Origin of the sequence: uncultured Fluviicola sp. (assembly GCF_902168135.1) — a bacterium.
Lineage (GTDB): Bacteria > Bacteroidota > Bacteroidia > Flavobacteriales_D > Crocinitomicaceae > Fluviicola.
Map to the genome: position 1 here is coordinate 16,613 of NZ_CABHOL010000014.1, position 14,842 is coordinate 31,454.

A 14,842-nucleotide genomic window follows, 5' to 3' on the forward strand; every position below is an offset into this window, starting at 1 on the left:
GTTTTTTCGAAATATTTATATCATTCAAACTGTTTCTGAAGGTTTTTCGTCATTACGACAAAAAGGCTGGTCAATGGTTTTTCAACCATCATTTTCATGAACATATTGATGTTTGCCTCGAATTCAAGGTGGCCTTCACAGCTTACTCCCGTTTCTTTCAGAATAATTGACAAAGTATAACTGAACGGTGCTTTTTCACCGGATTCCATGACAATCTTTGTGTTTGGTTCTTTCGATACGTAGATCAGCGGAATAACGATTCCACCCTGAGCCTTGAAAGAACAGCCGTTTTCATCAGACTGAAAATCAGATATCTTGTCTTTGGGCAGTAAGTGCTCAATATTCTTTGCGTCCGAAAGAAATTCAAATACTTTTTGCGCCGAAGCGTTTACCGGTGAAGAATCTGTTTTTAGTAACATATCTTAGTTTTTCCAGTTGTCAGGATTGATCTTCCATTCACGCAGAGAATCTACATCAGAATCTGTTACATAATCTGATTTCAAGGCCTGGTCGATCAAGTGATCATAATCTGTCAAAGTAACGAACGGACATTCTGCATTGGAGAAGTTTTTGATGGATACATCAAATCCGTATGTAAAGATTGCAACCAATCCTTTCACTTCCAATCCGGCCTCTCTCAAAGCTTGAACTGCCTGTAAGCTGCTTCCGCCGGTTGAGATTAAATCTTCGATGACAACTACACGCTGTCCCTTTTCGAAGTGACCTTCGATCATATTTCCCATTCCATGAGCTTTCGCCGAGCTGCGAACGTAAACAAAAGGGATTCCCAATTCCTGCGCCACTAATGCACCTTGTGCAATTCCTCCGGTTGCAACACCTGCAATAATATCCGGTTTACCGAAATGTTCAAGAATTGCATCCGCATATCCCTGGCGAATGTATGTTCTGATTGCCGGGAAAGATAATGTAATCCTATTATCACAATAAATAGGAGATTTCCAACCAGAAGCCCATGTAAATGGAGAATTTGGTTGTAATTTTACTGCTTTAATCTGTAGCAAAAATTCCGCTACTTTTAGTGCTCGATCTTTATTTAAAATCATAGTGCAAATGTACAAAGTTTTTATTGATAATTCGGTTATTGAATTTTTGGATTCATCGGAAGAAGTGCCTTCCAGGAAGTATGATTTGGTTTGGAATTCGCTGGAAAATGATTTGTCAAAGCTCCTGGATGTATTTGATTTTTCAAGTTCAAACGGTTGTTTGTTAGTGGTTTATGAGGATTTCGAGTTGGCATTCAATCGAGTTTTTCATGCGTATGAGTTTATGGATGCTGCCGGAGGTATAGTAAAGTGTGATCGGCGGTATTTATTTATTGAACGACATGGAATGTGGGATATTCCAAAGGGAAAATTGGACGCCAATGAGCAGCCCTGGGAAGCAGCTGTTCGTGAAATTGAAGAAGAATGCGGGATCGAAGGCCCAATAATTGATCATCTTCTTGGGATCACGTTCCATACCTATTCGTACATGGGAAGACCTACGATTAAGAAAAACTGGTGGTATGCGCTCAATTATTCCGGATCGATGGAAGTTTTTCCTCAGGAAGAAGAATCAATCACGCAGGCAATATGGATCGAAAAGGAGGAATGGGGTATGATCCGTGAGAATACTTATGAATCCATTAAGGAGGTGCTGGATATGGCGAAGGACTTTTGAATTATCAAGTGTCAAATTATCAAGAAGTGAATTTTCCTTGATAATTAAGTCATTAATAATTGATAATTAGTCTATAAGACGGTGTTTCTGTGCAATTTTTACGGCTTCTATTTTGTTGTGTACCTGTAGTTTGCTGTAGATATTTTCAATGTGCTTGCGAACGGTTGACGGTGAAATGATCAGGTTTTCCGCAATTTGCTTGTAGTCCATTCCTTTGCTTAGCTGGTTCAAAACATCGATTTCGCGTGGGGAAATCTCCGGTCTTTTTATATCCGATTTTTCTTCATCCGGTTTGATAGGATTCCGCAGCAATCTCAAAGCTTTTAATGCAATTCCGGATGACATGGGGGCTCCGCCGTCTACGATGGATAGAATGCTTTCTAGCAGGACCCGCGGGTTTTCATCTTTTAACAGGTATCCGTTTGCTCCTGCCAGGATTGCCTGGAAGATAGATTCTTCGTCGTCCAGTACCGTAAGCATAATGATTTTGATCTGCGGATAGCGTTCTGAAATGATGCGTGTGGTTTCGATACCGTCCATTTCGGGCATTTGAATATCCATCAGTATTACATCCACGATTGGGTCTTCTGCTAATTTCTCCAGGAACAATTTTCCATTAAATGCATGGAATTTGAACTTCAATTCTCCCGGAAAGAGGGCTAGCTTTTCCTGGATGGATTTGGCTAAAAAAGGGTTGTCTTCGGCTACTGCAATTCTTATCATAGATAGTTCAAATGTTGAAATGTTGAAATGTTGAAATGTTGAAATGTTCAAATGTTCAAATTGAACGCTTAAACTCCTTTGAACCTTCTTAGCTCACAGAGCCAAGAAGATTTGAACTTGTTTTTATGCAAATGTGCAACTATAAGCGGTGTAAAGCAATACGTCAGATGCCGAATGTGCAGGAAATTGTTGTGCCTCCGTTTTCCTGGCTGGTCAGCCCGAATGTACCTCCGATCTGTTCGCAGCGGTAACGCATATTTTGCAGCCCATTCCCGTTTCCTTCTTTGATTTTTATACCTTTCCCGTTATCGGTAATTGTCACAGAAACTTTGTTTTGTTTCTTTTCGAGGATAATCCCTATCAGGGTTGCTTCTGCGTGTTTCAGCGTATTTTGGATGGCTTCCTGGATAATGCGGTATAGATTTAGTAATTCTGTTGATTTCAGCGGATGGTTCTCTTTCACATGGTTTGTAATTTCTATCGCGACAGGGACTTTGTTTTTCAAGCTTTCCACACGCGTTAAGAGTGTTTCAACGTTTCCATCCTCGGTGTTCATTGCCCATATCGTACTTCGAAGTTCCTGCATGGTATTTCTCCCGAAATCACTCAGATCATGCAGCCTGGAGTTGAGGTTTTTGTTTTCTTCGTCCAGGTAAGTGAGGTTGTCGATAGACGAGATCAGGTAGGTAATCTGGGATCCCACATTGTCGTGCAGCTCTCTTGAAATGCTCAGTTTTTGATCGTTTAACTGCTTTTCACGTAAATAATGTTCTTCTTGTTTGGTCCGGATCAATTCCTCTTTTGCAATTTTTCGTTTGTGGCGGAAAAAGAGAAAGACTACTACAAAAAGTAGGAAAAGTGCGGCAGAGATCCCTACCCATATTGCCTGGTACAATTGATTTTTGGCATTTTTAGCTTCACTTTGCGCCAGGGCACGTTGGTGTTTTTCCAATTCGTATTTCCCGAATACATCTGCTATGAGCTCATTTCCCTGGAAAATAGTGACACTATCCTGGTAGTTATTCTTAAGGACTAAGTATTCAGCTGCTTTTTGGTAGTTTTTCCGCTTGAGTTCCAAATCGGCGAGTCCATTATAAGCGTTCAATATCTGCCTGTATGATTTGGTTTCTTTAACGAGTTTCAATCCCAGGTTCAGGTAGTAGGAAGCTGAGTCGGGCTGATTGAGATCCAAAAAAGAGTTTCCGATATTCACGGCGATAATTCCTTCTCCTGTTTTAGAATGCAGTTTCCGGTACAATCTGAGTGCCTGCTGATAGTATTTCAAGCCGAGGTCGGTATTTTTCGCGGCTCTCTCAACAACTCCCAGGCCCTGGTAAACCATTGCCAGTTGTTCGGGCTGGTTGATTTCTTGGGCTATCGGTACTGCTTTCAGATACATTTCCCGGGCTTTGTCGAATTGATTTAATTTTTGATAGCAGGATCCCAGGTTCCCGTAATTAGAGAGTTGAACCATTTTGTTATCCGTTCTTACGGCGATTTCATGGATGTCCAACTGCATTTTGAGGGCCTCTTTAATAAATCCTCCTACCTCCAGCACGTTTGCAGTGTTTTGATAAATTTGAAGGAGTGTGTTCTCGTCTCCCACGATTTTCGCCAAATAAATGGCTTTATTATAGGATTGCTGTGCTTTTTTGAATTGACCAAGTTCGAAGTAGCCGTTTCCCAGTTTTGCGTAGGAAGAAATCATTCCTGTGGTGTCTTTCAAGCGTATCCGTATTTCAAGTGCTTTGTAGTTCAGGTATACCGATTTTTGGAAATCCCCGGTAGTCAGGAAAGGCATGGAGTAATCGTTGTAAGTATTGGCTAAAAGCGTTTCGTTGTTGAGTGTTTTTGCCAGTTTCAATGATTTGGAACCGAAAGCGATCGCTTTTTTCGCATCGGACCGGAAGTAGTAGAAAGTCAAATCGTTTAACAGTCTGACTTTTTCGCTTCCCCTTTTTTTAGGGATGAGGCGTTCGAGTGAATCCAGCTGCTGCTGCGTCTGAGAAAATGATAATCCGGTGCAGAAGAAGAGTATGCAACTTAGAAGCAACTTCATGGAACTCGTTTTGAATGGATTACGAAGATATCTGTTAATTACGAATTCCGGGTTACGAATTACGAATTCTATACAGCGTTCTGATAACTATAGATTGTGGATTCGCCTATATTGGTTTGCCATTTGGCAAACACGCAAATTGACCAATCGGCGAAGTGGCGGAAAGGAGTTGCTTGAGAGCATTTATATCCCGGAAGTTTTTGCATTTAATTTTTTGTTAATTAAACAACCATTCGAAAAAGAGTTCGTATTCTTGTATAGTTAAAACTCACCGATCCTGCACGTGCAGGCGGAATCTAAACAAAAACACATGAAAATAATCGCAATTCTTGCAGTTTCACTGATTTCACTTGGAACTTTTGCACAAACAACGAACGATAAAGCGAAAAAAGAAGTAAAAACAGAAGCAAAATCTACTGTAGCTTTTAAAACTTTGAAAATCGAAAGAGCTGAAATCCCTTACGATTCTAAGGAGCCATTCGTTTTCGAATTCAAGAATAACGGGAAAACGCCTTTGATCATTACTAACGTTCAGACTTCGTGCGGTTGTACTGCTGCTGAGAAGCCAACTGAACCGATTGCAAAAGGAAAATCTTCTAAAATTGTTGTAAATTACGATACTAAGCGTGTCGGGCAGTTTACAAAGACAATTACTGTAACAACAAACGCTTCTACTGAGCCGATTATTTTGACAATTACCGGTAAAGTATTACCTCAGGAAGCAGCTCCCGCTGAATCTCCGAAGACAAACTAAGATCTGTTAAATATAAAAAAGTAAGGGGCGGTACGTCAGTTGACGGATTCCGCCCCTATTTTTTTATTCTGTTTTTTAGTCCTGAATTTCAATCGCAATAATGCGGTCACCTTGTCTGATATCGTCAACGATGTCTACTCCCTCGGTTACTTTTCCGAAACAGGTATGATTGCGGTCCAAATGAGCCGTATTGTTTCTGCTGTGACAAATGAAGAATTGAGATCCTCCGGTGTTTCTTCCGGCGTGAGCCATTGAAAGTACCCCGCGGTCGTGGAATTGGTTTCCTCCCGTTAATTCACAATCAATTTTGTAACCCGGTCCACCTGTTCCAGGCATTCCTGTTGCTCCTTCACGTGAGTTCGGACATCCTCCCTGAATTACGAAATCAGGCAATACGCGGTGGAATGTTAATCCGTCGTAGAATCCTTCTTTAGCCAGCTTCACAAAGTTAGCAACTGTATTCGGTGCATCTTCCTGGTAGAAGGTAACACGCATATCTCCCTTTTCGGTACGAATAATAGCTTCCATATAAATTATTTTTTGCAAAAATAATTTATAATTACGAATTCCCAATTACGAATTCCGAATGGGAGTTCTGGCATGTTCGCATGCTCACCATTTAAAACCTTTTATTTTGATCGGAAATGATTCGCGTTTAACTTAACTTATTCTTGGAATCTTAATTCGTGATTGGCGATTGGCAACTCGCAATTCTTTTAAGGTTTTTAACAGTTTGCCTTCCATGGTAACTGCTACAAGTGAAAATGAATTGTACATTTGCCTCATGAATCATACAACTATCGCTCGAGATAAAATCAAACAATTTTCATCATTTTCCCAGGCTTTTGGGAATCAATCAACATTCGGGAAATTTCTAACAGCACCGCTTCATTCTATGGAAGATTTACAGGTGCAGGCACAAAAAAAGAAGGAAGTTTATTCTTCCGAAACACGGAAAAATCTGGTCTCCGTCTGGAAGCAGCAAATCGGTTCTTACGTATCGAAAAGCCAAATGGAAAACCTGGAATTACTGGCAAACGAAAATACGTTTACCATTACGACCGGGCATCAGCTGACGCTTTTTGCAGGACCACTTTACCTGATCTATAAAGTGCTGCATGTTGTGCGTCTGTCGGAAGAGTTCAATAAGAGCCAAAGCGGTAGTAAAGCTGTTCCGGTGTTTTGGATGGCTTCCGAAGATCACGATTTCGATGAAGTGAGATCGGCTCATTTATTCAATCAGAAATTGACCTGGGAATCGGAGCAGACAGGACCGGTGGGGCGATTTAATATGGACGATTTCAACGAAGTGAAAGCTCTCTTCAGTGCATTTTTTGAGGGCAAGGAAACCGAGATCAATGAATTACTGGCAATTTCAGAAAAAGGGGATTATGCTTCTTACCAGCAGGAATTTATCAGTAAACTGTTCGCTGAATTCGGAGTTTTGGTGCTTCAGCCTGATGACCGCGAATTGAAACGTAAATTTGTTCCGGTTATTTTAAGGGAAATTTCAGATAATCAGGCAAATCAGGCAGTTTTAAGTACGAATAAATTGGTTGAATCCGCCGGATATAAACCACAGGCACATTCCCGGGATTGTAATTTGTTTTACCTGAAAGCAGGTGAGCGCTTGCGCATAGAACCAACAGCAAATGGACTTGCCATTGACGGAAAAGTTTACAGCAAAGAAGAACTCGGTCAATTGGTTCAGGAGGAGCCGGAAAACTTTTCGCCGAATGTGATTTTGCGCCCGGTTTACCAGGAAACCATTTTACCGAATTTGGTTTATGTTGGCGGAGGTGGTGAGATGGCTTACTGGATCCAATTGAAAGGTGTTTTCGATGTGCATCAGACTTTATTTCCATTGATTCAGCAACGTGTTTCCCTGCAGTTGATTGATGGTGCTTTGAAAAAGCGGATGGATAAGTTGAACTGGCCGGAAGAACGTTTTTTTGAACACAAGGATGATCTAAAGAAATTGTTCCTGAAGGAAAATGAAGGTGATGACCTGGATCTTTCCGTTCTGTATGCTGAATTCAATGCTTTACGCACAACGATGATCGAGAAAGCTAAAACCATTGAGGCTACTTTGGAATCTTTTGCAGAAGCGGAAGCAGTTCGGATGAAAAAGCAATTGGAATCCTTTGAGCAACGCCTGGTGAAACAGCTGAAACAGCGTCATGAACAAACTCTTCAGGCTATTGATTTTATTTCAGAACGTGTCATTCCGGAGAATTCCCTGCAGGAAAGATATTTCCATTGGCTGCAATTCGCACCGAGCGGAGCTTATAACGAGTTGTTGAAACATATACATGCAGAGATTGATCCTTTCGAAGCAGATTTGATTGTAGTTGACCTGACAAAATAGGCTCCCGCAGAGGAGCGCAGATGTTTTGTTATTTTTAGTATATGATTTATACTCAGATCAAGTATTTAAGAATTGGTTCTGTTGCGGGAGGGCTTTTGATGCTTATCATATCGGTTTTCTTACCGTATTATGTTACTTGTGAATGGAACTCTGAAGAATCAGGAACAATTGAGGTTTTGGTTTTGAGTTATACTTCCGGAGTGTTTTGGTTGCAGTTTTTATTCACGATTGCTTTATTTGTTTCGGGGTATTTCTACCGGGATATTGTAAATAAAGCATTGTTGTATACTTTTTCATCGATGCTTATAGTATGTTTGCTTTTAACATGGGATCCACCAACCTTCGGCGCTACTCCTTGTGGCAGAAGTTCTCAAATAGGGAGGAATCTTTCTGTTTTCGGTTCTTGTTTTGTGATTCTGGGTACGTTTATTTCTATTTATAGAGAAGAAGAATAATTTAATCTCAATCAAGCATAACATTATGATCAGCGTTATCTGCGAAATCAGCGGGAGACAAAAAACGGTTGATTCAGGAAGGAAATAAAAAACTTTACACTAATTTCGGCATTTCAACGTTTAAGCGAACATGCGAAACCAATTTCTAGTATTTCTTCTTGTTTTTATGCCTCTGACCGCTCTTTGGTCTCAAGTTCAGGTAAACGGAAATGTACTGGATAACCGTAAAAACGGATTGGCTAACGTGAAGCTTTTCTTCCTGAGTGAAGCAGATACGATTTCAACCACCACGGATAAAAGCGGGCATTTTGAGATACCGCTTGCTCCTGGAAAGTATGGGATGATTGCTGTCTTCGACAGTGAAAATGAGTACCGGAAAAACGTCCAGATTCCTGAAGTAAGCTCATTTATTCTTGATCCTATTGTTTTCGATTTCGGGATTATTGACGGGGTGGTGATTAAAACGACCAAGGAAGAAGTGAATGGTCTGGATAGAATTCCGCCGATTGACCTGCAAAAATTACCCATGGCGAATGGTGTGACGAGTTTATTGGTGTTGACACAGGCCGGGGTAAACTCCAACAACGAACTGACTTCCAATTACAATGTCCGCGGGGGAAATTACGATGAGAATTTAGTGTATGTCAATGGATTTTTGATCAACAGGCCATTTCTTACCCGCTCCGGTCAGCAGGAAGGATTGAGCTTTATCAATACAGCTTTGGTCAATGATATCTATTTCTCTTCCGGAGGTTTTCAATCCATGTACGGAGATAAACTGAGCTCAGTTTTGGACATTCATTACCGGAAAGCGGATTCACTTCGTATTTCAGGAATGGCTTCTTTACTTGGTGTGGAAGCTCATGTGGAAGATAAAATCGGAAAGCACGACCGCTTTCAATATTTATTCGGTGCACGTTACAGGGCTAACGGCTATTTATTGAATTCCCTGCCAACAAAAGGAAATTACAATCCGGTGTTCTGGGATGCCCAATTAGTTACCGATTACACGATGAATGAACACTGGTCGTGGACGATACTCGGGCACATTTCTTCCAACCTTTACCAATTCGCGCCGCAAACGAGTCAAACCGACTTTGGAACTGCAAACCAGGCATACTCTTTCAATATTTACTTCGACGGGCAGGAACGAACCAAATTCCTGACTTCTACAGTTGGGACTTCCCTGAATTATTCCTCCAAAAAATATGAGGGACGAACCTTTTTTACCTATTTCAGAAGTGATGAGCGCGAAACCTTTGATATTTTGGGAGAATATTACATCAATGAGCTCGAGATGGACCCCTCCAAAGAGGAATTCGGTGATTCGATTGCCGTTTTGGGAGTCGGAGGTTTCCTAAACCACGCCCGCAATCAGCTAAAAGCAGATATTTTTAGTGTTTACCACGACGGATCGGTGATCTTTAAGCCGAAGAATGAAAATACCAAACACGAATTGAAAGTAGGAGCGGGAATCCAGATCGATCATTTCGATGATGTACTGAGTGAATGGAAATACGTGGATTCGGCAGGTTATTCGCAAGTTGACCAGCCAACAGAAGAAGTGGACCTTTATGAAGTAATTAAGGGAAAACTTCAGTTGGAGAACCAACGCTACAATGGGTACATCCAGGATCATTGGGAGTGGAAAAAGCCCCGCAAGAATATACCGGTCCAAAAGAAATTGACTTACAAGGATTCAACAGGAACGCTTCACGAGAAAATAATCCGGGATACGATGGCTGAATCTCGCTCGGGATTAAGTCTTGATTACGGTTTACGAGGAACTTATACGACATTTAACAGCGATGGATTTATTACTCCGCGTTTGACTTTGACCTATTTCCCTGTGAAGTATGTTTACCAAAACGGGAAATTCATCCGAAGAGGTGTACGCTACCGCTTTTCATCAGGGTTGTATTACCAGCCTCCTTTTTACAGGGAATTCAGAACCTTTACCGGACAGTTGAACCAAAACGTAAAATCGCAAAAATCCGCACATTTTGTACTGGGAATGGATTACAGCTTTTTTATGATGAAGCGGGAGTCGCCATTTAAATTCTCAGCAGAAGCTTATTACAAGTATTTGTGGGACGTAAACCCTTACGAAGTGGATAACGTACGTACACGTTATTTTGCCAATAATGAAGCCGTGGCCTATGCAACCGGTTTGGATTTGAACCTGAACGGTGAATTTGTTCCCGGTCTGATGTCCTTTTTCAAACTCGGATTCCTTTCTACCAAGGAAGATATTAAAGGTGATTATTACTACGATTATTACAACGCTGCCGGTGAGAAGATCATTTATGGATTCAGCGAAGACCAGGTTGCTGTAGATTCTAATCGGGTGGATCCGGGATATATCCGCAGACCTACGGATCAGCACGTAACGGTTGGAGTTTTGTTCCAGGATCACATGCCGGGGTTAAAGCAATTGACCTGCCAGGTAGGAATTACTTACGGATCGCGTTTGCCTTACGGTCCGCCGGATCATTCGCGTTACAAGGATACCTTGACGATGAAATCTTACTTCCGGGTGGATATGGGAATGTCTTATGATATTTTGTACCGCAAACCCGGGAAGACACGCAATTTCCTGAAGAAAATGGAAAGTGCCATCATTTCTTTTGAAGTGTTTAACCTGCTGGGAGTGAATAATGTGCTTTCCAAGCAGTGGGTTCAGGATGTTTCCGGGAAGTATTATTCGATACCGAATTATCTGACGCAGCGGAGGTTTAATGTGAAGCTGATAGTCAGGATCTAGCTCATTTCAACATTATGGGATTATCGGCACATCAGGTTCTTTCCGAGATTTCTTTCAGGACCAGCAGAAGCGGGGGGAAAGGTGGTCAAAATGTCAACAAGGTTTCTTCCAAGGTTGAATTAAACTGGAATATTCAGGCTTCTACCCTCATAACAGATGAACAGCGAGAAATCCTGCTCAATAAGCTTTCGCATAAAATAACGAAAGATGGGGTGCTTCAAATTATTTCACAAACACATCGAACTCAATTGGGAAATAAGCAACTGGTTTTGGAAAAACTGGATGAGCTGCTTGAATCCGCTTTTAAAGTCGTGAAAAAGAGAAAGCAAACCAAAGTTCCGAAGGGAGTTAAAGAGCGTCGTCTTTTAGTCAAAAAGAAAAAGGCTGAAATTAAGAAGCTGAGAGGAAAAGTAGAATAAGAATTGGATGTGATAGCATCACATCTGCTCCAATACCGCAATGCGTTTTTCGATAGGAGGGTGGGTTGCGAATAAACCTGCAAATCCTGCTCCGTCTAAAGCTTTGTGTTCGATAAACATTTGTTTCACGTCTTCGCTTTTCACATTGGAAACTTCCGAATGTCCGGAGATTTTGCGCAGGGCAGAAGCCATGGCATGCGAATTACGAGTCATCTGGACAGCACCGGCATCCGCCAGGTATTCACGTCTGCGGGATAAAGCGAACTTGAACAATACGGAAAGCAGTAAAGCCACAGCGGAAATAACCAATGCGATCAGAACGCCTTTGTTGTCATCCTTATCTCTTCTGCCGCCGCCCCAAAGTAAATTGCGAAGAAGCATGTCAACTGCAAAAGAGAGAATCCCGACAAAAATGATGGAAACGATCAGTAGGCGAACGTCTTTATTTCGAATGTGAGTTAATTCATGGGCGATTACACCTTCCAGTTCCTCATCATTCAAATGTTCGATAATACCTGTGGTTAAGGTAACGGCATAGCTTTTTTCATTGATCCCGCTTGCAAAAGCATTTAAGGCCGGGGAATCGATCACATACAATTGCGGCATTTTCATTCCGACAGACATGCACAGGTTTTCCGTCAGGTTATAAACGCGCATGTTTTCTTTACGTTCCAACGATCGTGAGCCGGAAGCCATCTGTATCATCGAAGCGTTGAAGAAGTATGCTATCAGGAACCAGATCAAAACACCAGCGATTACAAAAGGGATCGTTACGATAAAGCGTTGATTTACCTGGTCCATGTGGTCTTTTCCTCCCATCATGAAGAAGAAAAAAGCATAGACTCCCGCTAAAATCAGTAGCGGGAATCCAGCCAATATTAAAGCCGACTTTAAATTATTGCTTCGAATTTGTTCGTGAAGACCGATATAAGCTGCCATTCAGTGTGATTAGAATTTAACTTCCGGTGCTTTGTCCAAAGTTTGGCGTTGATCAACTCCCAAATCAAACATTGGTTCTGTTTTGTATCCTTTTGATTTAGCAATGATATTGCTTGGAAACTGTTCGATACCGTTGTTGTATTCTTTTGTGGAAGAATTGAAGAAACGACGAACTGCTGCCAGTTTGTTTTCCATATCACCGATTTCCTGCTGCAAATGCATGAAGTTTGTGTTTGCTTTCAAATCCGGGTAAGCTTCCAACTGAATGTTAAATCCGTTCATGGCAGAAGTCATTTTATTTTCTGCTTCGATCTTTTCTGCAATAGTTCCTGCACGAAGATACCCGGCGCGAGCTTCGGTAACGCGTGTCAATACTTCACTTTCGTGGTTCATGTAGCCTTTAACAGCTCCCAATAATTGTGGAATTAAGTCGTAACGCTGCTTCAATTGCACATCAATGTCCGCAAAAGCGCTTTCGCGGTTGTTTTTCAATGAAACAAGTCGGTTGTTGATAGAAATTAACCAGATGATTAGAATCAATACAACACCTCCAATAATTAGTCCAGCGATCATGTTTTTAAGTTTAAAATGTTAAGCGAATATAGTACTAATTTTTGTTCGTATGCGGGATTAGGAATTCTTAACTAAAAAGACGTTTCGAACGGGCGATTTTAGTGTTGAACGAACTATTCAAACAAGTTCAAATAGTATAAGTATTCAATTTGAGCCCTGCGCCTATGCTAACCTTGCTCTGCCGAAACGCTTATGCTGTAGCTTCAGCGAAGGCACAGTGGCTACACAAAGGCAAGAGCTTCAGCGTAAGCATTTTGAACCTTTGAACTATTTTGTTATTAGCAGCAATTGTAATACATCACCGCTCTGCCTTTTTTCTTTGAATAGGCCACATGTCTGCCATCTTCCGATCCCAGCAGGTAAAAGAACCCGATCGATTGCTTGTTCGCTTTTACTTCCTCCCAGGTTTCTTTGTCGATGTAATAGCTTTGATCTTCATAAAGCTCTTCGTCTTTTAAAGCCGGACTACTGAATTTATCCTCGGAGAAGAATTCCTTAATTCGTTTGGTGATAAAAGCATCGGTGTCTTTTTTGGAGTTGATATTCCCGGTGAAGTCGTATCCCAGCAGGAAGTTTGCGTCGAATTCTTCTTTCAACAGGTTTTTTCCTTCCGGATTGGTGATCGTGAAAAGGACTTTTCCTTTCAGCAGACTTTCTCCGGCAACCACGATACGGAATTCGTCTTTCCCGGCAGGATCTGAAAAGGCATGAAATACTTTGTTTTCAATCAGGTATTCCGATTTTTCGGTCAATTCTTCCGACTCCTTCTGTGCTTCTGTTTTCGGTTCTGTTTCCACCGATTTTACAGCCTCTTCGCGGGTGGATTCGCCGCAGGAAGTGAGTGTTATGGATATTCCTGCCAAAAACATTAAAAGTGAATAGTTCGTTTTGTACATACCTTCTATTTTTCAATTTGTTCTAACCAGTTTACGATTCCGGCTTTTATATCCGATTCTATTTTTTTTAACTCGTTTAGCGAATTGAGGGTGAGAATTTTTCTGCCGTCCGGATAGTTTTTTCCTTTTAAAACCGAATCGTCGATTTTACTTCCGGTGGGGAAGACCAGCAAGAATTTTCCCCGGTGTAAATTCACAACCAATAGATCGCGTTTGTATTCTTTGGCATCAAATGCTTTCATTTCGCCCGAATAATAGAAAGCCAGGGAGTTCCATTTGATGTGCTCTCTGATTTCAGGATCAATGTGATGCATAAAAGCCCGCACATAGGTTACGAATTCCTGGTCAACCGGTTCTAATATGGAAATGTATTGGCTAACTTTTGGATCTGTCATGGGTTTTATGATTTGCTTTTGACATAAATGACTTCGTCTGTTCCGTCCGTTATTCTGTTCTCCAGGTAAGTTAAGCCAATTTTTTCAAGAACGCGAATAGAAGCACCATTTTCCGGCATGGCTCGTCCCACAATCGTGTTCATTCCGAATTGATTAAATCCCAGCTGTAAACAGGCTTCAGCAGCTTCCGTAGCATAACCGTAACCCCAAAACTTTTTCATAAAGCGGTAACCGATGTCGAATTCATCGAGTTCCGGAGTGTATTTCAAGCCGCACCAGCCCAAATATTCCCCGGTTTCTTTCAGGATTACTGCCCAGCGCCCGAATCCGTATTTTTTGTAAGATTCGTAGTTCGCCAGGAACTCACGGGCTTCTTCCACGCTTTTAAAAGGATCGTCGCCGGTGTACCGCATTACTTCCGGGTCTGAATTCAGGATATATGCATTTTCAGCATCGTCCGGAGTCATTTCACGGAGCAGGAGACGGGGAGTTTCGAGGATTTTAGTCATGTGTGTTTTGTTGCAGTCTTTAAATTTGAATTGCTCTTAGTCTCGTCATAATTTCATCCCCATATGGTGTTAATGACCAATAGGTTCCATTATCTTTGATACTTCTTGATTTATTACTTTTGGTAATCAAACCAAGTGCGCGAAATTGAACCTTAATTGTTTGAAAATCATCTTGGACAAGTTCATAAACGTAGAAATTTCCCCCATCAGAAAAGATTTTTTCTTTTTTTAAATCTTCATTTGTTTTCAGAAACACAAATCGATCAAGAGATTTTTTGAATTCTATTTCAGATAATTCATCAATCATT

17 protein-coding genes are annotated in these 14,842 nt (G+C 41.3%); 6 read left to right on the forward strand and 11 right to left on the reverse strand.

Annotated features, from left to right (window positions below):
• Positions 1-20: 20 nt before the first annotated feature.
• Positions 21-419, reverse strand: coding sequence for a hypothetical protein (locus QZT69_RS03000; RefSeq protein WP_294670378.1), 399 nt, complete (start codon positions 417-419; stop codon positions 21-23).
• A gap of 3 nt (positions 420-422) precedes the next feature.
• A complete protein-coding gene (gene pyrE, locus QZT69_RS03005) occupies positions 423-1,064 on the reverse strand; it encodes an orotate phosphoribosyltransferase (protein ID WP_294670380.1) in 642 nt (213 codons plus the stop codon).
• Positions 1,065-1,071: 7 nt separating this feature from the next.
• Here pyrE and QZT69_RS03010 point away from each other — a divergent pair, with 7 nt between their 5' ends.
• Positions 1,072-1,680: an NUDIX domain-containing protein gene (locus QZT69_RS03010; protein WP_294670382.1), complete on the forward strand. Its 609-nt coding sequence runs from the start codon at positions 1,072-1,074 to the stop codon at positions 1,678-1,680.
• A gap of 66 nt (positions 1,681-1,746) precedes the next feature.
• Here QZT69_RS03010 and QZT69_RS03015 read toward each other — a convergent pair whose 3' ends face one another.
• Together QZT69_RS03015 and QZT69_RS03020 are read right to left on the reverse strand one after the other, a co-directional pair.
• On the reverse strand, positions 1,747-2,403 hold the full coding sequence (locus QZT69_RS03015; protein WP_294670384.1) for a response regulator transcription factor: 657 nt from the start codon (positions 2,401-2,403) through the stop codon (positions 1,747-1,749).
• Positions 2,404-2,566: 163 nt separating this feature from the next.
• The gene (locus QZT69_RS03020) at positions 2,567-4,462 is read right to left on the reverse strand and encodes a tetratricopeptide repeat protein (RefSeq protein ID WP_294670386.1); all 1,896 of its coding nucleotides are present in this window, start codon (positions 4,460-4,462) and stop codon (positions 2,567-2,569) included.
• 310 nt (positions 4,463-4,772) lie between these two features.
• On the opposite strand from QZT69_RS03020, the gene QZT69_RS03025 reads away from it, so the two are divergent.
• Complete coding sequence (locus QZT69_RS03025; RefSeq protein WP_294670389.1) at positions 4,773-5,216, forward strand: DUF1573 domain-containing protein; 444 nt, start codon at positions 4,773-4,775, stop codon at positions 5,214-5,216.
• A gap of 75 nt (positions 5,217-5,291) precedes the next feature.
• On the opposite strand, the gene QZT69_RS03030 is transcribed toward QZT69_RS03025, so the two are convergent.
• Positions 5,292-5,744: a peptidylprolyl isomerase gene (locus QZT69_RS03030; RefSeq protein WP_294670391.1), complete on the reverse strand. Its 453-nt coding sequence runs from the start codon at positions 5,742-5,744 to the stop codon at positions 5,292-5,294.
• Between the two features lie 256 nt (positions 5,745-6,000).
• Between QZT69_RS03030 and bshC the strand changes: the two genes are divergently transcribed.
• From bshC to arfB, 4 genes are all read left to right on the forward strand, one after another.
• Positions 6,001-7,584 carry a bacillithiol biosynthesis cysteine-adding enzyme BshC gene (gene bshC / locus QZT69_RS03035; protein ID WP_294670393.1) on the forward strand — a complete coding sequence of 528 codons (1,584 nt, stop codon included), beginning with the start codon at positions 6,001-6,003 and terminating at the stop codon, positions 7,582-7,584.
• 41 nt (positions 7,585-7,625) lie between these two features.
• On the forward strand, positions 7,626-8,039 hold the full coding sequence (locus tag QZT69_RS03040; protein WP_294670395.1) for a hypothetical protein: 414 nt from the start codon (positions 7,626-7,628) through the stop codon (positions 8,037-8,039).
• A gap of 166 nt (positions 8,040-8,205) precedes the next feature.
• On the forward strand, positions 8,206-10,803 hold the full coding sequence (locus tag QZT69_RS03045; protein ID WP_294670397.1) for a TonB-dependent receptor: 2,598 nt from the start codon (positions 8,206-8,208) through the stop codon (positions 10,801-10,803).
• Between the two features lie 14 nt (positions 10,804-10,817).
• A complete protein-coding gene (gene arfB, locus QZT69_RS03050) occupies positions 10,818-11,222 on the forward strand; it encodes an alternative ribosome rescue aminoacyl-tRNA hydrolase ArfB (RefSeq protein ID WP_294670399.1) in 405 nt (134 codons plus the stop codon).
• Between the two features lie 18 nt (positions 11,223-11,240).
• On the opposite strand, the gene QZT69_RS03055 is transcribed toward arfB, so the two are convergent.
• The 6 genes from QZT69_RS03055 to QZT69_RS03080 all read right to left on the reverse strand — a co-directional run.
• Positions 11,241-12,161, reverse strand: a complete 921-nt coding sequence (locus tag QZT69_RS03055; RefSeq protein WP_294670400.1) for a M48 family metallopeptidase — start codon at positions 12,159-12,161, stop codon at positions 11,241-11,243.
• A gap of 9 nt (positions 12,162-12,170) precedes the next feature.
• Complete coding sequence (locus QZT69_RS03060; RefSeq protein WP_294670402.1) at positions 12,171-12,734, reverse strand: LemA family protein; 564 nt, start codon at positions 12,732-12,734, stop codon at positions 12,171-12,173.
• Between the two features lie 278 nt (positions 12,735-13,012).
• On the reverse strand, positions 13,013-13,630 hold the full coding sequence (locus QZT69_RS03065) for a hypothetical protein (RefSeq protein ID WP_294670404.1): 618 nt from the start codon (positions 13,628-13,630) through the stop codon (positions 13,013-13,015).
• Between the two features lie 5 nt (positions 13,631-13,635).
• Entirely contained in the window at positions 13,636-14,025 is a 390-nt protein-coding gene (locus QZT69_RS03070; protein WP_294670406.1) for a DUF1801 domain-containing protein, read from the reverse strand.
• Between the two features lie 5 nt (positions 14,026-14,030).
• Positions 14,031-14,534, reverse strand: a complete 504-nt coding sequence (locus tag QZT69_RS03075; RefSeq protein ID WP_294670407.1) for a GNAT family N-acetyltransferase — start codon at positions 14,532-14,534, stop codon at positions 14,031-14,033.
• A gap of 19 nt (positions 14,535-14,553) precedes the next feature.
• Positions 14,554-14,842 (reverse strand): hypothetical protein (locus tag QZT69_RS03080; protein WP_294670409.1); only part of this gene is annotated, 289 nt, incomplete at its 5' end.